Annotated in this window: 18 protein-coding genes, 1 tRNA gene and 1 pseudogene; 9 read left to right on the top strand and 11 right to left on the bottom strand. The window is 64.8% G+C overall.

The features are described 5' to 3' along the window. Nucleotides 1-19: 19 nt before the first annotated feature. The 4 genes and pseudogenes from marP to nth form a co-directional block, all read right to left on the bottom strand. Nucleotides 20-1210 carry an acid resistance serine protease MarP gene (gene marP, locus ACFULT_RS11100; RefSeq protein WP_037108478.1) on the bottom strand — a complete coding sequence of 397 codons (1191 nt, stop codon included), beginning with the start codon at nucleotides 1208-1210 and terminating at the stop codon, nucleotides 20-22. Further along, complete coding sequence (locus tag ACFULT_RS11095) at nucleotides 1207-1917, bottom strand: CoA pyrophosphatase (protein ID WP_037108476.1); 711 nt, start codon at nucleotides 1915-1917, stop codon at nucleotides 1207-1209. The genes marP and ACFULT_RS11095 overlap by 4 nt, the downstream gene beginning before the upstream one ends. Next, nucleotides 1914-2573 carry a TlpA disulfide reductase family protein gene (locus tag ACFULT_RS11090; protein ID WP_037108473.1) on the bottom strand — a complete coding sequence of 220 codons (660 nt, stop codon included), beginning with the start codon at nucleotides 2571-2573 and terminating at the stop codon, nucleotides 1914-1916. The genes ACFULT_RS11095 and ACFULT_RS11090 overlap by 4 nt, the downstream gene beginning before the upstream one ends. 164 nt (nucleotides 2574-2737) lie before the next feature. After that, nucleotides 2738-3496, bottom strand: a pseudogene (gene nth, locus ACFULT_RS11085) (endonuclease III); the annotation flags it as partial. An 80-nt stretch (nucleotides 3497-3576) separates the two neighbouring features. On the opposite strand from nth, the gene ACFULT_RS11080 reads away from it, so the two are divergent. Then, the gene (locus ACFULT_RS11080; RefSeq protein ID WP_019662949.1) at nucleotides 3577-3828 is read left to right on the top strand and encodes a hypothetical protein; all 252 of its coding nucleotides are present in this window, start codon (nucleotides 3577-3579) and stop codon (nucleotides 3826-3828) included. Nucleotides 3829-4074: 246 nt separating this feature from the next. Continuing rightward, nucleotides 4075-4749 (top strand): Crp/Fnr family transcriptional regulator, encoded by a 675-nt coding sequence (locus ACFULT_RS11075; protein ID WP_019662947.1) that lies wholly within the window; start codon nucleotides 4075-4077, stop codon nucleotides 4747-4749. Here ACFULT_RS11075 and ACFULT_RS11070 read toward each other — a convergent pair. Beyond that, nucleotides 4746-5525: an MBL fold metallo-hydrolase gene (locus ACFULT_RS11070; protein ID WP_037143247.1), complete on the bottom strand. Its 780-nt coding sequence runs from the start codon at nucleotides 5523-5525 to the stop codon at nucleotides 4746-4748. The two genes, ACFULT_RS11075 and ACFULT_RS11070, sit on opposite strands and share 4 nt — an antisense overlap. Before the next feature lie 17 nt (nucleotides 5526-5542). On the opposite strand from ACFULT_RS11070, the gene ACFULT_RS11065 reads away from it, so the two are divergent. Beyond that, on the top strand, nucleotides 5543-6388 hold the full coding sequence (locus tag ACFULT_RS11065) for a Gfo/Idh/MocA family protein (RefSeq protein ID WP_378481466.1): 846 nt from the start codon (nucleotides 5543-5545) through the stop codon (nucleotides 6386-6388). 4 nt (nucleotides 6389-6392) lie between these two features. Here ACFULT_RS11065 and ACFULT_RS11060 read toward each other — a convergent pair whose 3' ends face one another. Together ACFULT_RS11060 and ACFULT_RS11055 are read right to left on the bottom strand one after the other, a co-directional pair. Continuing rightward, entirely contained in the window at nucleotides 6393-6845 is a 453-nt protein-coding gene (locus ACFULT_RS11060; protein ID WP_378481465.1) for a RidA family protein, read from the bottom strand. A gap of 2 nt (nucleotides 6846-6847) precedes the next feature. After that, nucleotides 6848-7015, bottom strand: coding sequence for a DUF4177 domain-containing protein (locus tag ACFULT_RS11055; RefSeq protein WP_094620701.1), 168 nt, complete (start codon nucleotides 7013-7015; stop codon nucleotides 6848-6850). A gap of 93 nt (nucleotides 7016-7108) precedes the next feature. Between ACFULT_RS11055 and ACFULT_RS11050 the strand changes: the two genes are divergently transcribed. From ACFULT_RS11050 to ACFULT_RS11040, 3 genes are all read left to right on the top strand, one after another. Further along, entirely contained in the window at nucleotides 7109-8470 is a 1362-nt protein-coding gene (locus tag ACFULT_RS11050; RefSeq protein WP_378481464.1) for a wax ester/triacylglycerol synthase domain-containing protein, read from the top strand. A gap of 65 nt (nucleotides 8471-8535) precedes the next feature. Further along, nucleotides 8536-9543, top strand: a complete 1008-nt coding sequence (locus ACFULT_RS11045) for an ArsA family ATPase (protein ID WP_378481463.1) — start codon at nucleotides 8536-8538, stop codon at nucleotides 9541-9543. Next, nucleotides 9540-10664 (top strand): ArsA family ATPase, encoded by a 1125-nt coding sequence (locus ACFULT_RS11040; protein ID WP_037108459.1) that lies wholly within the window; start codon nucleotides 9540-9542, stop codon nucleotides 10662-10664. The genes ACFULT_RS11045 and ACFULT_RS11040 overlap by 4 nt, the downstream gene beginning before the upstream one ends. 6 nt (nucleotides 10665-10670) lie before the next feature. Here ACFULT_RS11040 and ACFULT_RS11035 read toward each other — a convergent pair whose 3' ends face one another. Continuing rightward, nucleotides 10671-10994 carry a WhiB family transcriptional regulator gene (locus ACFULT_RS11035; RefSeq protein ID WP_026347399.1) on the bottom strand — a complete coding sequence of 108 codons (324 nt, stop codon included), beginning with the start codon at nucleotides 10992-10994 and terminating at the stop codon, nucleotides 10671-10673. A 369-nt stretch (nucleotides 10995-11363) separates the two neighbouring features. Between ACFULT_RS11035 and ACFULT_RS11030 the strand changes: the two genes are divergently transcribed. Continuing rightward, complete coding sequence (locus ACFULT_RS11030; protein ID WP_037108457.1) at nucleotides 11364-13724, top strand: transglycosylase domain-containing protein; 2361 nt, start codon at nucleotides 11364-11366, stop codon at nucleotides 13722-13724. A gap of 131 nt (nucleotides 13725-13855) precedes the next feature. Here the strand turns inward: ACFULT_RS11030 and ACFULT_RS11025 are convergent, their stop codons facing one another. Further along, complete coding sequence (locus ACFULT_RS11025) at nucleotides 13856-14320, bottom strand: GatB/YqeY domain-containing protein (protein WP_037108454.1); 465 nt, start codon at nucleotides 14318-14320, stop codon at nucleotides 13856-13858. A 185-nt stretch (nucleotides 14321-14505) separates the two neighbouring features. Between ACFULT_RS11025 and ACFULT_RS11020 the strand changes: the two genes are divergently transcribed. Beyond that, nucleotides 14506-15444 carry a metallophosphoesterase gene (locus ACFULT_RS11020; RefSeq protein ID WP_170945242.1) on the top strand — a complete coding sequence of 313 codons (939 nt, stop codon included), beginning with the start codon at nucleotides 14506-14508 and terminating at the stop codon, nucleotides 15442-15444. 18 nt (nucleotides 15445-15462) lie between these two features. After that, a tRNA-Pro gene (locus ACFULT_RS11015) sits at nucleotides 15463-15536 on the top strand. Between the two features lie 132 nt (nucleotides 15537-15668). Here the strand turns inward: ACFULT_RS11015 and ACFULT_RS11010 are convergent. Together ACFULT_RS11010 and ACFULT_RS11005 are read right to left on the bottom strand one after the other, a co-directional pair. Continuing rightward, complete coding sequence (locus ACFULT_RS11010) at nucleotides 15669-16640, bottom strand: LLM class F420-dependent oxidoreductase (protein ID WP_037108449.1); 972 nt, start codon at nucleotides 16638-16640, stop codon at nucleotides 15669-15671. Between the two features lie 10 nt (nucleotides 16641-16650). Continuing rightward, the gene (locus ACFULT_RS11005; protein WP_378481462.1) at nucleotides 16651-17451 is read right to left on the bottom strand and encodes an SDR family NAD(P)-dependent oxidoreductase; all 801 of its coding nucleotides are present in this window, start codon (nucleotides 17449-17451) and stop codon (nucleotides 16651-16653) included. Nucleotides 17452-17466: the final 15 nt, after the last annotated feature.

Here is a 17466-nt window from a genome sequence, read left to right as displayed (position 1 = left end):
CACATGCGGCGGAGCCGCATCAGACGATGCACGCTCCCGTGCCCACCGGCACCGGGGCGTTCATGCTCTGCGCGAGTTCGTCGGCGATCTCGGCTGCGGTCAACACGAAGCCGGTGTCGGGGTCGTCCACCGCTGCACCGAAGACCAAGCCCAGTACCTGGCCGTTCTCGGTGACGAGTGGGCCACCCGAGTTTCCCTGCCGCACCGTCCCGCGGACCGTGTACACCTGGCGCTCGACCGTTCCCGTGCGGTAGATGTCCGGGCCGTTGAGGTTCAGTACTTCACGTACGCGCGCCGGGCTTGCCGTGTACGGGCCGCCGCCCGGGTAACCCAGAACGATCGCGCTCTCGCCGGACACCGCCGGATCGGGAGCGAAGTTCAGAACCGGCGCCTGCAGCCCGGGCACGCGAAGGATCGCCACGTCCTCCTCCGGATCGAACAGAACGACGTCGGCATCCAGGACGGTGCCGAGCGAATCGACGGTGACTCCGTCGGTGCCTGCGACCACGTGAGCGTTGGTCATCACCAACTCCGGTGCGACGACGAATCCCGATCCTTCGAGCGCCTTCTGGCAGCTCGGCGCGACGCCGCTGATCTTCAACACGCTCTCGTGCAGCTGGTCCACAACGGGGCTGGCCTGCAGAGCCGGGTCGGGTACATCGACATTCGCCACCGGGGTGCGGCCGAACGGTCCGATGACGTCCGGCAGACCCGATGTGTCGAGCAGTGCGGAGAACTCCTTGGGGACCTCGCGAAGCCACCCGGGCGCGACGTCGTCGACCTTTCCGAGCACCGTCGATCCGCGAACGGCACTGGCCACGTCGGGTTGCGACGACGACGTCAGAGGAATGGCGAGCAACCACGCCGCGGCGAGCACCGCAACAGCCTGGAGTCCAGCGCCGATGACACTGTCCACCGAACGTGCACTGCGCGAATGCATTCCGCTGCGCAACGCCCGGCCCAAGACCATCCCCGACACTTCACCGATGATCACCAGCGCGACGATCAGCCCGATTCCGACGAGAACACGCATGCGTGAACCGTCCACGTGAACCAATACGTGTGGGGCGATCAGGATGCCTGCGACCGCACCGAGCACCACACCCAGAAACGCCATCGCCGACGCCACCGCGCCCTGCCGCCACCCCGAGGATGCCGCCAACAGGGCGACACCGAGGACGATGATGTCGACCCATGTCGAACCGGTCACTGGTCCAGACCCTCCCCTACTGTGGCCAAACTCGTCTCCAGATCACGGATGTCGTCGGTGTCCCATTCCAGTTCCCACCCGGAAACCGCGAGCAGGCCTGCCAGAATACCGCCGGTGAAGCCCCACACGAGCATCCCGTCGACTGCGAATGCGGGGCCCTGATAGCCCGCCGGGTGTCTGACCTGGAATCGGTTGTCGGGGTCGAGTAACGCCCGGATGGGAACTCGCACCACCCGCGCGGCCTCGGCGGTGTCGACGACTCCGACCTCACTGGGGTTACGCCAGTACGCGAGGACCGGCACGACGTCGAACCTGGACGGCGGCACGTAGATGCCAGGCAGCGTGGCGAGCGGCTCGACGCCTCCCGGGTCGAGGCCGGTCTCCTCGACCGCCTCGCGCAGGGCCGTCGCGACCGGCGAATCGTCCTCGGGATCCGTGGCGCCTCCGGGGAAAGCAACCTGACCGCTGTGTTGACGCAGCGTCGCTGCTCGCTGAGTCAGAAGCACGTCCGCGTCGGCGGGCACTCCGCCCTGCGCTGTCGGGTCCGCATCCTCCGAACCACCGAACAGCACCAGTACCGACGCCGCACGCACGATCGCCCCGTCGGGAGCCGTACGTTCGAGCACCGGATTGGTACCCGTCGTGTCGATCAAGCCCCGTTCGCCACTCGCGGCGTCGACGACCTGCCTCAACCACTGCGGAGTCATCGGCTGATTCCGAGCCCCGCGGACACGGCGTCGTCGATCTCCTGAACACTGTCGAACGGTTGTGGCAGCACCTCGGCGACATTGCCATCCGCGCCCACGAGAATCGACACGGGGAGCACATTCGGCGCGCCGACGGCTGCTGCTATACGACCCGCTCCGTCCTGCACACCCGGCAGCGTCACCCCGTAATCGGCAAGCTTCGTCAGCCCGTTCGACTCGTTCCGGTCCTGGTGCACGGTCAACACCGCGACCCGTCCCTGCATCTGCGACGCGTACTCCTGCAGATGCGGCAACTCCTGCGCGCACGGACCGCACCAATACGCCCACAGGTTGATCAACGTCGGAGTGCCCGCGAGCGCGCGGCCCAGATCCACCTGCGAACCGTCACCGATGCACTCGAGCACGATCCCGGCCAACGGACCGGACGAGTCGGTCTCGGCGGACGGCGCCGGGCAACTCTGCAGCCCGGCGCGTTCCCGCAGCGGGGCGAGCGCCTCGGCAGTGTCCGCGGAGCGACGCTCCTCGACAACCGGCGCGCCCTGCCCGGGCATCCCCGTCACCGGCTCCGGATCGTCGCCTCGCGGCCAGATCGCGTACACCAACGCCACGACCACCAGCAACGCCGCCAGCGACCACCTCGCCGCAGACCCCGTCACCGAGGTCCCCCACCAGATCGTTCCGCAGGCTCCACTCCTACTTCATGAGGTCGTTCCGCAGGCTCCACTCCTGCTTCATGCGGTCGTTTCGCAGGCTCCACTCCTGCTTCATGCGGTCGTTTCGCAGGCTCCACTCCTGCCAGTCTGGGTCGTTCCGCAGGCTCCACTCCTGCCAGGCGTAGGAGGTGATCCGTTTCCGGGCCCTTCACGAGCGCCGCAGCCTCCACCTTGTCGGTCGGGCCGAGTCCGTAGGAAGGACAGTCCTTGGCGAGGACGCAGACACCGCACGCCGGCTTGCGGGCGTGGCACACGCGGCGTCCGTGGAAGATCACGCGGTGGCTGAGCAGTGTCCATTCCTTGCGCTCGATCAGCGCGCCGACGGCGTGCTCGACCTTCACCGGATCTTCCTCGTCCGTCCACTGCCACCGTCGGACGAGTCGGCCGAAGTGGGTGTCGACGGTGATTCCTGGTACGTCGAACGCGTTCCCCAACACGACGTTTGCGGTCTTTCGTCCGATTCCGGGGAGCGTGACGAGGTCTTTCAGCCGGGGCGGGACCTCGCCGTCGAACTTCTCCAGCAGGGCGGATCCGAGCCCGATCAGCGAGTTCGCCTTGTTCCGGTAGAAGCCGGTGGTACGGATGTACTCCTCTAGTTCCGTTCTGTCCGCTTCGGCGTAATCCTTGGCAGTGCGATATCTCACGAAAAGCGCCGGCGTGACCATGTTGACGCGTTTGTCGGTGCATTGCGCCGACAGAATGGTGGCGACGGCCAGTTCGAGGGGGTTGGTGAAGTCGAGTTCGCAGTAGACGTGCGGAAACGCAACGGCGAGCTCTCTGTTCATTCGTCGCGCTCGGCGTTTGAGCCCCAATGCGGTCTCTTCGCGTTTGCGCACGTCGAGCGCCGGCGGGGCTGTCGATTTCACTCCACAACTGTACGGACAAGAATCTGCAACGAATCGGCCCTGTGTTCTTATCGAGACCTTTTCGGTGTTTACTGCTCGGTATGCAAGGACTCGCCGTAGTGCTCTTCCCTGTGCTCCTGATGTTGTTCGCCCTCGCCATGGAGCGCGTGGAGTTCCGCTTGAGCAAGCTCGGTGTCCGCGAACAAGAGGTGCAGGAGTTCCTCGATCAGGCCAGCACCTCCGAGGTCGCGACCCTCGCCAACGAGGGCATGCCGCACGCTCTCGCTCGTTTCAACAGCCGCAAGCGCCGTACCCCCGCTTCCGAGGAACTCGCGGACCAGCGCGCGAGCTGAGTCCGAATTGTCGCATTTTGGGTGAACAACAGCCCAACGGATCGTTTAGTTCACAACCTTCACGGCACGTCGGTGGTGCCGATCACTCGTATTACGCCTCGGCGAAGTAGACTTCACCGAGATAATTGTCATGTTTGATTACTGACGTGAGCTTCGAGAGCCCCAGGCTCGCCGAGCGCACGTAAGCGAGAAACGCCTATCGTCGACGCGGGTGACCACGCCGGCGACATCCCAAAAGGAGCGCAAGTGGACGACGTCCTGGCACGGGCCGGCATCTTCCAAGGAGTCGAACCCTCTGCGGTAGCAGCGCTGACGAAGCAGCTGCAGCCGGTCGATTTTCCTCGTGGACATGTGGTCTTCAACGAGGGCGAGCCGGGTGACCGGCTGTACATCATCGTCTCCGGCAAGATCAAGCTCGGACGCCGCTCTCCCGATGGCCGCGAGAACCTGCTGACCATCATGGGTCCGTCGGACATGTTCGGCGAGCTGTCCATCTTCGACCCGGGTCCCCGCACGTCCACCGCGACGACGGTCACCGAGGTCCGCGCGGTCAGCATGGACCGCGACGCTCTGAAGGCGTGGATCGACCAGCGTCCCGAGATCGCCGAGCAGCTTCTCCGCGTGTTGGCTCGCCGGTTGCGTCGCACCAACAACAACCTCGCGGATCTGATCTTCACCGACGTCCCCGGCCGTGTCGCCAAAGCGCTTCTCCAGCTTGCACAGCGCTTCGGCACTCAGGAAGCCGGATCGCTCCGCGTCACGCACGACCTGACGCAGGAAGAGATCGCTCAGCTCGTCGGCGCGTCGCGTGAGACCGTCAACAAGGCACTCGCGGACTTCGCGCACCGCGGTTGGCTGCGGCTCGAAGGCAAGAGCGTGCTGATCTCCGACTCCGAGCGTCTGGCTCGCCGGGCTCGCTAGCTCTCTCGAAGGTAGGTCAGCTGCGCCTTGACGGACATGCGCGCAGCTGGCCACAACTTCTTGTCCACGTCCGCGTAGACGTGCTTGACCACCTTCATCGGCTTTGCGTCCTGGCCGAGTACCGACAGCGCAGCTTTGATCTGCTCGAGTCGTTCGAACCGATGCTTTCGGTACATCCGCGCAACCTCCGCTGTGTCGGCCACCTCGGCTCCGTGCCCGGGTAGCGCGATCTTGCCTGACCCTGCGGCTTCGAGCCGATCCAGCGACGCCAGGTAATCCGCGAGAGTTCCGTCCTTGGGATCGAGGACCGTCGTACCCCGACCGAGGATCGTGTCGCCGGTGAGAATCGCGTCGTCGAGTTCGAAGCTCAACGAATCCGCTGTGTGCCCGGGAGTCGCGAGGACGGTGATCTTCAACCCTGCCGCGTCGATGACCTCGCCGTCGACCAACGCTGTGCTGCCGTAGACGAACTCGTCGGAGAACGCGCGGATCGGCGCGCCCGTCTTCTTGTGGAACCGCTTCAACCCGTCCGTGTGATCGCCGTGCCGATGCGTCACCAGGACAAGAACCACAGTGCCCGACGCGGCCACCGCGTCGAGATGCTTCTTGTCCTTCGGTCCCGGATCGACCACGACCACCTCGTCGCTGCCGGGTGCGCGCAGAATCCAGGTGTTGGTGCCGTCGAGCGTCATCTTTCCCGGATTGTCGGCGAGCAGAACCGCCGCCGTCGGTGTGACCTGTCGAAGCTGACCGTATGCCGGATGCGCGAGAGTCATAGTCGTACTTTAAGAGCATGAGAATCGGATTGGTCGGTGCGGGTCCTTGGGCTCGCGCGACACACGCCCCGTCCCTTGCCGCGCACCCGGACGTCGACTTCGTCGGCGTGTGGGCCCGTCGACCCGATGCTGCTGAGGGCATGGGCGCCCCGGTCTACGACCGCATCGAGACACTGATGGCCGACGTGGACGCCGTCGCGTTCGCGGTACCTCCGCAAGTGCAGGCCGGAATGGCGATCGCCGCAGCCGAGGCCGGAAAGCACGTCGTACTCGACAAGCCCATCGCGTCCAACCTGGACGACGCCACGCGTCTTGCCGAGGCCGTCTCCGGCGCGGGCGTCGGGTCGATCGTCGCGTTGACGAGGCGGTTCGCTCCGGAGACACGTGCGTTTCTGGCAGAGGCCGACGGACGGGATTGGAGTTCTGCATCCGGGACCTGGCTGTCCGGGGCAGTGCTCGGAGGCGAGTATTCGAATTCGCCGTGGCGTCGACGCGACGGCGCCCTCTTCGACGTCGGGCCGCATGTCTTCGACCTGCTGGACCTGACTCTCGGGCCCATCACCGGCGTGGCGCTGAGCCGTCGGGACGAATCTTCGGACACCTGGACCGTGGTGCTCGAGCACGAGGGCGGCAAGCTGAGCACGTCACGCCTGTCACTCGCGACGCCGGTGCAACCGTCGGTCTTCCGGGTGGAGGTCAGCGGCAGCGACGGTGTGCTGTCACTGCAAGACCGTTCGACGCCGGCGACCGACTGCTTCCGAGTTCTTCTCGACGAATTTCTCGAATCGGTCGCCGGCGGCGTCGAGCATCCCTGTTCGGTTCGCCGCGGGCTCCATCTTCAGCGAGCACTGGACGCCGTGTGAGGCACTAGACCTCCACGATCAGCTCGACCTCGACGGGGGCATCGATCGGGAGTTCGGCGACGCCGACGGCGGACCTGGCGTGCTTTCCGGCGTCGCGGAAGATCTCGCCGATCACGTTCGACGCGCCGTTGACGACGGCAGGCTGACCGTTGAATCCGGGGGCCGAGGCGACGAAGCCGACGACCTTCACGATCCGCTTGATCGAATCGACACCGACGAGCGAGTTGATCGCTGCCAACGCGTTCAGTGCACAGACTCGCGCAGCGTCGGCGGCGTCCTCGGCTGATACGTCCGCACCGACCTTGCCCGTGGCCGTCAGCTCACCGGAGACCAACGGCAGCTGACCGGACGTGTAGACCAGCGATCCGGTCTGCACAGCGGGGATGTATGCGGCCAGCGGCGGTACGACCGGCGGCAGCTCGATCCCGAGTTCGGTCAGGCGCTCACTCCACGCCATCGCTAGGCCTTCGGGCGCTTGAAGTAGGCCACCAACGTGTCGCCACCGTTGGGACCGGACATGATGGTCACGAGCTCCCAGCCCTCGGCACCGTAGTTGTCCAGAATCTGCTTGGTCGCGTGAATCAGTACCGGCGCTGTGAAGTACTCCCAGATGATCTTTTCGCTCATGGGGGTGAGCCTAGTCGGCGGGGATACTGCAGTCCGATCGACCGGACGCTTCGACGATGTGACGGCCGAGCGTCATGTGAGAGGGTCGAAATCGTGAGCCGTCTGGACATACTCGACGCGTCGTTCCACTACGCCTCGAAAAGTGCACCCCGCGACCAATACGTGTTGTTGACCTTCGACGCAGGTGACCTTTCGTCCCCGACACTCGACGAGATCACGGACTTCATCGACGCACGCGCCCGATCGATACCGGATCTGAACAAGCGTCTCGTCGAGATCCCCGGAAACCTCGAGTATCCGTACTGGTCACGAAGCGTCGGACTCCCGCCGATCGTCGAATTCGGTTCTGGCACATGGGAAAATGTCGTCGATGAGCTCGGTCTGCTGGTGCAGAAGTCCGTCGATGCAACTCGAGCCGCTTGGCAGGTCCACGTGGCACGCGACGTCGAGGACGTACCGCACGCCGTGGGACGCGCACTCGTCGTGGTCGTTCAGGTCAGCCACGCGCTGACCGACGGACGAGGAGCGACGCGGCTCGCGCGTGCCCTGTTCTCGGTGGATCCGCCCGAACCTTCCCAGTCGCAGGCACGCCTGTTCAAGCCCCACCTGCGTGTTCCGGTGGCAGTGGGAGCCCTTGCCGCGCTTCCGTTTCGTCTGGCCGCCGCGCGTCTTGCCGCTCGTCGTACACGCCGCACTTTCGAACGTGAGCGCGGATCCATCACCGATCGAAACGTCCTTCGACCCTCCATTTCGAGTAACGTCGAGCCCACCGGCAACCGCGTGGCCCACGTGATTCCCTGCGCTCCACATCGACTCACCAAGACCCGGTTCAGCGTCACGACCACGGCATTGACCGCGGTCGGCCTCGCTGCCGAGCGCTACCTCGAGACCGTCGGCGATGCAGTCCCGGTCACACTGAACGCGCTTGTTCCCATGGCACTTCCCGAGGACGTGAAGTGGCCCGCCGAGAACCGCATCGTGAACGGTGACGTCGACCTTCACGTCGATGTCTCCGACATCGCCGAGCGCGCGCGACGAACCGCGGCGTCATTGGCCGAGGCCCGCGAGAAGCTGCTCGACCCGCTGCTCCTGCGGTGGATCAGAGCCGAGAATCTCGTACCCGCTCCGGTCTTTCTCGCTCTGGACAGACGCGCACGCAAACATGCACTTCGAGAGCGCACCGTCCACGACGAAGTCACGAGCAACTTGACTGTCGTCAGTGTGAATCGGGGGGATGCACGTCTCGAACTGTGCGGGGCGCCCGGTCTGTTCTCCGGCGGCTTCCCGATGCTCGGCCCCGCCCGCTCCCTCACGCACGGCTTCTACGGCCTGGGCGACACGGTCACGGTCTGCGTGACAGCGTGCCCCGACACGTTCCCCGACCACGCTCGCTACGTCGACATTCTGAAGCAGGCCATCAACGACGTAGTCGCCGTGACAACAGACGAGACATAGTCGCCACGACGTCGGACCGCACGGTTCCACCGAGGTGACATCCGATTCGTCTATATGGTCGTGTTGTGGTCACATCGAGTTTCGAAGGTTGGCCGGAGAAGGCCGACACTGCGCGGTTGCACTTCGTCTCCGGCAAAGGCGGCACCGGTAAGTCGACGGTTGCTGCTGCGCTTGCGTTGGCACTCGCGGCCGACGGTCGACGAGTGTTGCTGGTGGAGGTCGAAGGCAGGCAAGGGATTGCCCAGTTGTTCGACGTTCCACCGCTTCCTCCGGTCGAGACGCGAGTCGCGTCCGCGGACGGCGGTGGCGAGGTCTACGCGCTGGCCATCGACATCGAGACCGCATTTCTCGAGTACCTCGACATGTTCTACAACCTGGGTTTCGCCGGGCGCGCCATGCGCAAGATCGGCGCGATCGAGTTCGCGACCACGATCGCGCCCGGTCTGCGTGACGTCCTGCTGACCGGCAAGGTCAAGGAGTGCGTGGTCCGCACCGACAAAGCCGGGAAACGCGTGTACGACGAGGTGGTCGTCGATTCGCCCCCGACGGGCCGTATCGGCAACTTCCTCGATGTCACCAAGGCGATGGCCGATCTGGCCAAGGGCGGTCCGGTCCGCTCGCAGAGCGAGGGCGTGGTGCGGTTGCTGCATTCCGCGGACACCGTCGTGCATCTCGTGACGTTGCTCGAGGCCTTGCCGGTGCAGGAGACGGCTGATGCCGTGAAGGAGCTGGAAGCAGCCGATCTGCAGTTGGGCACCGTCATCGTCAACCGCACCGAGCCGACGTACCTGCCGGAGGAGTCGCTCGACGACGCGGCGCACGGGACAATCGACGTCGCTGCGCTCAGAACCGGGCTGGAGAAGACAGGAATATCGTTGTCCGACGACGATTTCGCAGGCTTGCTGACGGAAACGATCGAGCACGCGTCGACGCTGGCCGCTCAAGTGGACAGCGGCCGTCAACTCGACGAGTTGGATTCCGCGAGACTGCGACTGCCGATGCTGGCGGACGGCGTCGACCTCGGCGGGCTGTACGAACTGGCGGCGGAACTCAAGGAACAGGGTGTGAAATGAGCAAGGCTGCAGCGCCCGTACTCGATATCGAGAAGATTCTTCGGGGCGCGAAGTCCCGCATCGTGGTGGTGTGCGGTGCAGGTGGCGTGGGGAAGACGACAACGGCGGCGTCGATGGCGCTTCGAGCTGCGGAGCAGGGCCGTAAGGTCGTGGTGTTGACGATCGATCCAGCTCGGCGCCTGGCCCAAGCCCTCGGTGTCGACGAGCTCGACAATTCGCCGCAACCGGTCAAGCTTCCGGCCGGGGCCACGGGCGAGCTGCACGCCATGATGTTGAACATGCGTCGGACGTTCGACGAGATGGTGATCGAGCATTCGACGCCGGAGAAGGCCGAGCAGGTGCTGGCCAACCCGTTCTATCAGACGGTGGCTTCGTCGTTCTCCGGAACGCAGGAGTACATGGCGATGGAGAAACTCGGCCAGCTCGCGTCCGACTCGACGTGGGATCTGATCGTCGTGGACACCCCACCGTCGCGCAATGCTCTGGATTTTCTCGATGCGCCGCAACGTCTCGGCTCATTCCTCGACGGCCGGTTCATCAGGTTGTTGATGGCGCCGGGACGCGGCCTGACGCGGATGGTGACCAGCGCGATGAGCCTGGCCCTCCGCGGCGTGTCGACGGTGATCGGTAGTCAGATGCTCACCGATGCGTCTGCATTCGTGCAGTCACTCGACTCGATGTTCGGCGGCTTCCGCGAGCGGGCGACGCGCACCTACCAGCTGCTTCGCGAGGACGGCACCAGCTTCGTCGTCGTTGCAGCGGCCGAACCGGATGCGTTACGCGAAGCGGCGTACTTCGTGGATCGATTGAGTGGTGAGGGAATGCCGCTGGCCGGCCTGATCCTCAACCGGACACACCCGACGCTGTTGTCACTCCCTGCCGATCACGCTGTGACGGCTGCGGATCAGTTGGACGGTTCGGAGGACGGGGAACTCGCCGCCGCGGTACTGCGCATTCACGCCGCCCGGGCAGTGACGGCCGCTCGCGAACTGCGCCTGCTCCGACGGTTCACCTCGGCACACCCACGGGTCCCGATCGTCGGCGTGCCCTCTCTCCCGTTCGAGGTGTCGGACCTGCATGCTCTCCGCGCGGTGGCGGATCAACTCACCCGGTCCGCGTAGGCCCGCTCAGATCGCGGCCTGCTGCTGGCGCTGCGTCTCGAAGAAGTCCGACCAGGAGTCGACCTCGGGATGCTGCTTGAGCAATGCGCGACGCTGACGCTCGGTCATGCCGCCCCAGACACCGAATTCCACGCGGTTGTCGAGCGCGTCGGCACCGCACTGCATCAACACCGGGCAGTGCCGGCAGATGGTCGCTGCTTTGCGCTGCGCTGCTCCCCGTACGAACAGCTGGTCAGGATCGGTGCCCTTGCACCGCGCCTGCGCTACCCACGCAATGCGTGCTTCTGCTTCTTCCACATCTAGCCGCGTCGGTGCTGCTGTCGTGTGCATTGCGGATCCCCTTTGCAGTTCGAACGTCCTTGCTGAACGTTCCAGAAGCTCCTGCGGTGCTGCATCGAGCTGGTTTCCATCGCTCGAAGCACATCGTTCTAGGAGCTGCCCCACATTCATATACAAGTGTTATGTGAATCACACCGTGCTCATAATTTAGGTAAATCCGGCGACGAACGCAAGACGAGAGAAGCAACTTTCTGGTACGACCGTCCCGACCTGCGGTTCCTCGCGCGACCAGTGATCCATTACAAGAAGTCGCGCAACGTAACGACGCGACGACGCCTCCCGGAACCGGCCGGATCATCTGCGTTTCTGGGCCAGCTGCACTAGTCCACGTACGCTGTGCTCGTGTCAGTTGGAAAAACCGTGGCGAAGCTCGCCGGATGTTCCGCACTCGCGGGTGCGCTGTTGGCCGGAGTCATGTTCCCGTTGGCAGGCGGGTTCGGCTATGCGTCGAATCGGGCTGCGGACACGGTGGACAACGTGTCCGCCGAGTTGGTCGAAGGCGCGGTCCCCGCGGTGTCCACGATGGTCGACGCCGCAGGCAACCCGATCGCATGGCTGTACGAGCAGCGGCGCTTCGAGGTACCGAGCGACAAGATCTCCAACGAGATGAAGCTCGCGATCGTCTCCATCGAGGACAAGCGGTTCGCCGAGCACCAGGGCGTCGACTGGCAGGGCACGTTGCGTGCGTTCCTCACCAACACCACGAGCGGCCAGGTCGAACAGGGCGCGTCGACGTTGGATCAGCAGTACGTGAAGAACTACCAGCTCCTAGTCGTCGCCAAGACCGACGCCGAGCGCCGCGCCGCGATCGAGACGACGCCCGCCCGAAAGATCCGCGAGATCCGTATGGCGTTGACGCTGGACAAGGAACTCACGAAGGACGAGATCCTCACCCGCTACCTCAACCTGGTGCCGTTCGGTAATTCGTCGTTCGGCATCCAGGACGCTGCGCAGACATACTTCGGCATCGACGCCAGCCAGCTCGACGCGAAGCAGTCCGCAATGCTCGCGGGCATGGTGCAGTCCAGCTCGGCCCTCAATCCGTACACCAACGAGCAGGGTGTCACCGAACGCCGCAACATCGTGCTGGACACGATGATCCAGAACATTCCGGATCGGGCCGAGGAGTTCCGGCAGGCCAAAACCGAGCCTCTCGGTGTTCTCCCGGTGCCGCAGACTCTGCCGCGAGGATGCATCGCCGCCGGTGACCGCGGATTCTTCTGCGACTACGCACTTCAATACCTCGCGAACGCGGGGATCAGCCGAGAGCAGATCGACAAGGGCGGCTACCTCATCCGCACCACTCTCGATCCGGCTGTGCAGAACTCCACCAAGGCATCGCTCTCGTCGAATTCCAGCCCGACTCTCGACGGCGTCGCCACGGTCATGAACGTTATCGCGCCCGGCCAGGACTCACACCGCATTCTGGCAATGGGAAGCAGCCGCACGTACGGTCTCGACGCCGATACCGACGAGACAGTTCAGCCGCAGCCCTATTCGCTCGTCGGTCACGGCGCAGGCTCGATCTTCAAGGTCTTCACCACCGCCGCAGCGATGGAACGGGGGCTCGGAACCAGCGCCACCCTGCAGGTGCCCCGCCGAGCCGAGGTCCGCGGACTAGGCGACGGTGGAGCTCGCGGCTGCCCGGCCAACACGTACTGCGTCGAGAACGCAGGCAACTACCCCGCATCGCTCTCCATCACCGATGCACTCGCCCAGTCGCCCAACACCGCGTTCGTGAAGCTGATCGAATCCGTCGGAGTCGCACCCGTCGTCGACATGTCCGTTCGTCTCGGGCTGCGGTCCTACGCGGACCCGAACACCTCGGGCTTCGACGAGCAGAGCATGGCCGACTTCCAGAAGAACCAGAACCTCGGTTCCTACACCCTCGGCCCCACCTGGGTGAACCCATTGGAGCTGTCCAACGTGGCCGCGACGCTGGCGTCAGGTGGCAAGTGGTGCCCACCCACTCCGATCGACTCGGTGTTCGACCGTGAGGGCAAACCGGTTCCGGTGACTCAGCAGGCCTGCGAGCAGGTCGTCGAGCCCGGTCTGGCGAACACGCTCGCCAACGCGATGAGCAAGGACGATCAGGCAGGCGGCACGTCGGCGTCGGCTGCGGGATCCGTCGGCTGGACGCTCCCGATGTCCGGCAAGACCGGTACGACGGAGTCGCACATGTCGTCGGGCTTCCTCGGCTTCACCAACCGCTACGCCGCGGCTGTGTACACCTACGGCGACTCGCCGACCCCCGGTGAGATCTGCTCGTTCCCGCTTCGCCCCTGCGGCTCGGGCAACTTGTACGGCGGCAACGAACCTGCGCGCACCTGGTACGACGCCATCGACCCCGTTGCGAACAACTTCGGCCCCGTCGAGCTGCCACCCGTCGACCAGAAGTACGTGCGTGGTTCGGCCAACGGTCAGGTTCCCGACGTGACCGGCCAGAGCCAGAGCTCGGCAACCTCGACGCTCCAGGGCGCCGGCTTCCAGGTGACGGTCGCGACGACGGCCAACTCGGCGTCACGCGGCACCGTGACGGGTGTGTCCCCGTCGGGTTCGGCAATCCCGGGATCGACCATCACGATCTACGTCAGCGACGGGTCGGTACGGGAGGCCCCGCCGGCTCCGGCTCTGCCGGAACTGCCGCCGGGCATCGAACTACCGGCCATCCCGCCGGGGCTGCAGATTCCCGCCATCCCGGGCATCACCGCACCGCGATAAGAGGCTCCGCCGCATGTAGGTGAACTCCGCGGCTCCGCCGCGTGTGAGTGGAAATGTAGGCCAGGGGCCAGGAGCGGAGCCTGCGGAGCGACCAGAAGACGCGACATTTCCACTCACATAAGGCAGAAGCGTCAGAGACGGTCTTTGACGGCCTTCGACACGCGCGAGCCGTCGGCCTTACCTGCAGCCAGAGCCGAGGCGACCTTCATGACCTGGCCCATCTGCTTCATTGCCGGCCGTTCGCCGATCTCTTCGGCGACCTGGGCGATGGCGGTATCGGCGACGTCGGCCAGCTCGGCGTCCGTGAGCGGGGTCGGCAGGTATTCGTCGATGATCTGCGCTTCAGCGCGCTCGTTCGCTGCGAGCTCTCCGCGGCCGTTCTCGGTGTAGATTTCTGCGGATTCGCCGCGCTTCTTCGACTCCTTGGCAAGGACTTTCAGTACCTGCTCGTCGGTCAGATCGTGCGCTTCCTTGCCGGAGACCTCCTCGGTCTGGATCGCGGCGAGGAGCATACGGATGGTGGCCGTGCGCAGCTTGTCCTTGGCCTTCATGGATGTGGTCAGGTCGGCTCGGAGCTGGGATTTCAGTTCGGACATGTACCAGAACGCTACGCGGGCTCCGTTCGCATCCGCACGTCGATTACCTGTACTGACGTATCGTGGGGAACGTGTCCGTGAAAAACAACGCTTGGACCCTCCCGTTCGCCCCGCAATCGCAGCTTGCATCAGACGCTCTCCGCGCCGCCGCGACGCGCGCACGTGCCAGTGCGGAGCAGGCGCCGTTGCAGACGGCAGCCCTGGCTACGGCCGGTGCCGCAGCGCTAGGCCTCGGGTACGCGACGCTCGTCGAGCGCAACGCCTTCGCTCTTCGGGAAGCCACGATGGCCGTCCTCGAGCCAGGATCGGCGTCACTCCGGGTTCTGCACATCAGCGATCTGCACATGATGCCGAATCAGCGTCTCAAGCAGAACTGGCTGCGGGAGCTCGACCGGCTCGAGCCGGACCTGGTCGTCAATACCGGTGACAACCTGTCGCATTCCAAGTCCGTCCCGGCCGTCGTACAGGCTCTCGGACCGCTCCTGTCCAGGCCCGGCCTGTTCGTCTTCGGCAGCAACGACTACTTCGCACCCAAGCCGAAGAACCCGTTGAAGTACTTCAAGAAGAACCACAAGCGCGTTCTGGGTGAATCACTCCCCTGGCGCGACCTCCGAGCCGCGTTCTCCGAGCGCGGCTGGCACGACGTCACCCACGTCCGTCGCGAACTCGAGATCGCGGGTGTGCGCATCGCGTCTGCCGGCGTCGACGATCCTCATCTCGAGCGGGACCGCTACGAGACCATCGCCGGCCAACCCAATCCGCTCGCGGATCTACGACTCGGCATCACACACTCGCCCGAACCACGGGTTCTCGACAAGTTCGCCGAGGACGGCTACGACCTCGTTCTCGCTGGGCACACTCACGGTGGTCAGCTGTGCCTTCCGTTCTACGGCGCTCTGGTCACCAACTGCGAGATCGACCGCTCACGAGTGAAGGGCCCGTCGAAGTGGGGTGCTCACACGCAGCTGCACGTCTCGGCCGGCATCGGCACGTCACCGTACGCGCCCGCACGATTCTGCTGCCGCCCCGAAGCAACGCTGCTGACCCTCACTGCAGCACCCAGAAAGGGCCCAAAAGAGGGCTCCGACGAGGGCGTTTCGCGTTCCGAGGCAGTCGTAAGCTAGACTTCTGCGTGCGGTACACGGGGTGTGGCGCAGCTTGGTAGCGCGCTTCGTTCGGGACGAAGAGGTCGTGGGTTCGAATCCCGCCACCCCGACAGCAAAGACCCTGATTCGGTTCACGAATCAGGGTCTTTTTCGTGTCTGTGTGCTTCGGTTTCGAGACCGAATGTGCCGTTCGGTCACTTGAAGTGACCGAACGGCACGTTCGGTCCGGAACCGGGGGGAACCTAGCTCGATGCGGCGCGGAGTTTGTCGAGCAACGGTCCGGCGGCTTCGGCGAGGAATTGTTCCTGGGTTTCGTCGCCGACCTGGACGAGGGCGATGTCGGTGAAGCCTGCTTCCCAGTACGGCTTGACGGCCTCGACGATGGCGTCGAGGTCGGGGCCGCAGGGGATGGTCTCGGCTACGTCTTCTTTGCGGACGAATTGTGTTGCGCCTGCGAACCCTGCGGTGGTGGGGAGGTCTGCGTTGACGGCCCAGCCTCCGGCGAACCAGCGGAACCGGTCGTGGGCGCGGTCGATGGCGGCGTCCTTGTCCGGGTCCCAGGAGATGGGGATCTGGCCGATGGTGCGTGATGGTCCGTCGTGATGGTCGACCCAGCCTTTGACGAGGTCTGCGTTGGGTTCGACGGCGATCAGGTGGTCGGCGTAGGGCGCGAATCGGGCGATGGATTTTTCACCGGACACGGCGACGCCGATGGGTACGCCGCCTTCGGGTAGGTCCCAGATGCGTGCGGAGTCGACGCGGAAGTGCTTGCCTTCGTAGGTCACCAAGCCGCCTGCGTGGAGTTTGCCGATGATGTCGAGTGCTTCGGCGAACATGTCCTGGCGCTTGTCGATGGACGGCCAGCCTTCGCCGACGACGTGTTCGTTGAGGTTTTCGCCGCTGCCGAGGCCGAGGGTGAAGCGTCCGTCGGCGAGGATCTGGAGTGTTGCTGCTTTCTGTGCAACGACCGCGGGGTGGTACCGGATGATGGGGCACGTCACGTACGTCATCAGCTCGACGCGTTCGGTGGCCTGCGCGACGGCGCCCAGCGTGGTCCAGGCGTACGGTGCGTGGCCCATGGAGGACAGCCATGGCGAGTAGTGGTCGCTTGCGACCTCGAAGTCGAAGCCGACGTTCTCGGCGCCGACGGCGTACTTGACGAGCTCTTTCGGCCCGCTCTGTTCGGTCATGAGGGTGTAGCCGAAGTTGGTCATGGTGCCTCCTCTAGATGGTTGCGACGGACCCGGAGTCCACGCGGTAGTTGGTGCCGTTGACGAACGATGCGCGTTCCGAGCACAGGAACACGACGACGGATGCGACCTCGTCGGGTTCGCCGCGGCGCTTCAGTTCCATGAAGGGGCGTTCCTCGTCGAGGAAGGTCTCGATTGCTTCGTCGCGGTCGGTACCGCGCTCGTCGGCGCGTTTGTCCATCATCTTGTCCGTCATCGGCGTGTGGATGAAGGCGGGAGATACGGCGTTGACCAGGATGCCCTCGGATGCATAGGTTTTCGACAATCCTTTGGTCAGCGACAGGATGCCTGCTTTCGATGCGCAGTACGGCAGTTCGTCGACGTACGGCTGTTCGGCGTCCTCCGATGCGAGCAGAACGATGCGTCCCCACCCGCCGCGACGCAGTGCGGGCAGGAAGGCTCGGACCACGCGCACCGGGCCCAGCAGATCGGTTTCGACGGTGCTGGCCCATCCTTCGTCGTCTATTTCGTGGAAGAGTCCTTGCGCGCCGGTCACTCCCGCGGATTGAACGAGTATGTCGATGTCTCCGACTGCCGCTGAGGTCTTCTCGGCCAGTTCGGCGACACTGTCGGCGTCGGTCACGTCGGCGGCGAAGGCGAACAACTTGTCCGGGGCGGCGTCCAGTTCGGCTGCTGCTTTCGTGAGCGCCTCTTCGTCCCGGTCGGTGACCACGACCGTCACTTCTTCTTGGAGAAGCAATCGAGCTGTGTGCCAACCGATGCCGGAGTCCGCCCCTGTCACGACCGCAACGCGGCCTTCGATTCCCAGATCCATGTGTGCATCCTCGTT

It is taken from the genome of Rhodococcus sp. NPDC057297, from assembly GCF_042667435.1.
In the GTDB taxonomy this organism is placed as follows: Bacteria; Actinomycetota; Actinomycetes; order Mycobacteriales; family Mycobacteriaceae; genus Rhodococcoides.
This window is presented reverse-complemented; position numbering and strand designations above follow the sequence as displayed.

What these genes read in the sequence shown, in the direction of transcription:
- ACFULT_RS11095 (WP_037108476.1), bottom strand. Translation starts at nt 1,917, where the DNA reads ATGACTCCGCAGTGGTTGAGGCAGGTCGTCGACGCCGCGAGTGGCGAA.
- ACFULT_RS11080 (WP_019662949.1), top strand. Translation starts at nt 3,577, where the DNA reads ATGCAAGGACTCGCCGTAGTGCTCTTCCCTGTGCTCCTGATGTTGTTC.
- ACFULT_RS11070 (WP_037143247.1), bottom strand. Translation starts at nt 5,525, where the DNA reads ATGACTCTCGCGCATCCGGCATACGGTCAGCTTCGACAGGTCACACCG.
- ACFULT_RS11065 (WP_378481466.1), top strand. Translation starts at nt 5,543, where the DNA reads ATGAGAATCGGATTGGTCGGTGCGGGTCCTTGGGCTCGCGCGACACAC.
- ACFULT_RS11060 (WP_378481465.1), bottom strand. Translation starts at nt 6,845, where the DNA reads ATGGCGTGGAGTGAGCGCCTGACCGAACTCGGGATCGAGCTGCCGCCG.
- ACFULT_RS11055 (WP_094620701.1), bottom strand. Translation starts at nt 7,015, where the DNA reads ATGAGCGAAAAGATCATCTGGGAGTACTTCACAGCGCCGGTACTGATT.
- ACFULT_RS11040 (WP_037108459.1), top strand. Translation starts at nt 9,540, where the DNA reads ATGAGCAAGGCTGCAGCGCCCGTACTCGATATCGAGAAGATTCTTCGG.
- ACFULT_RS11035 (WP_026347399.1), bottom strand. Translation starts at nt 10,994, where the DNA reads ATGCACACGACAGCAGCACCGACGCGGCTAGATGTGGAAGAAGCAGAA.
- ACFULT_RS11025 (WP_037108454.1), bottom strand. Translation starts at nt 14,320, where the DNA reads ATGTCCGAACTGAAATCCCAGCTCCGAGCCGACCTGACCACATCCATG.
- ACFULT_RS11010 (WP_037108449.1), bottom strand. Translation starts at nt 16,640, where the DNA reads ATGACCAACTTCGGCTACACCCTCATGACCGAACAGAGCGGGCCGAAA.
- ACFULT_RS11005 (WP_378481462.1), bottom strand. Translation starts at nt 17,451, where the DNA reads ATGGATCTGGGAATCGAAGGCCGCGTTGCGGTCGTGACAGGGGCGGAC.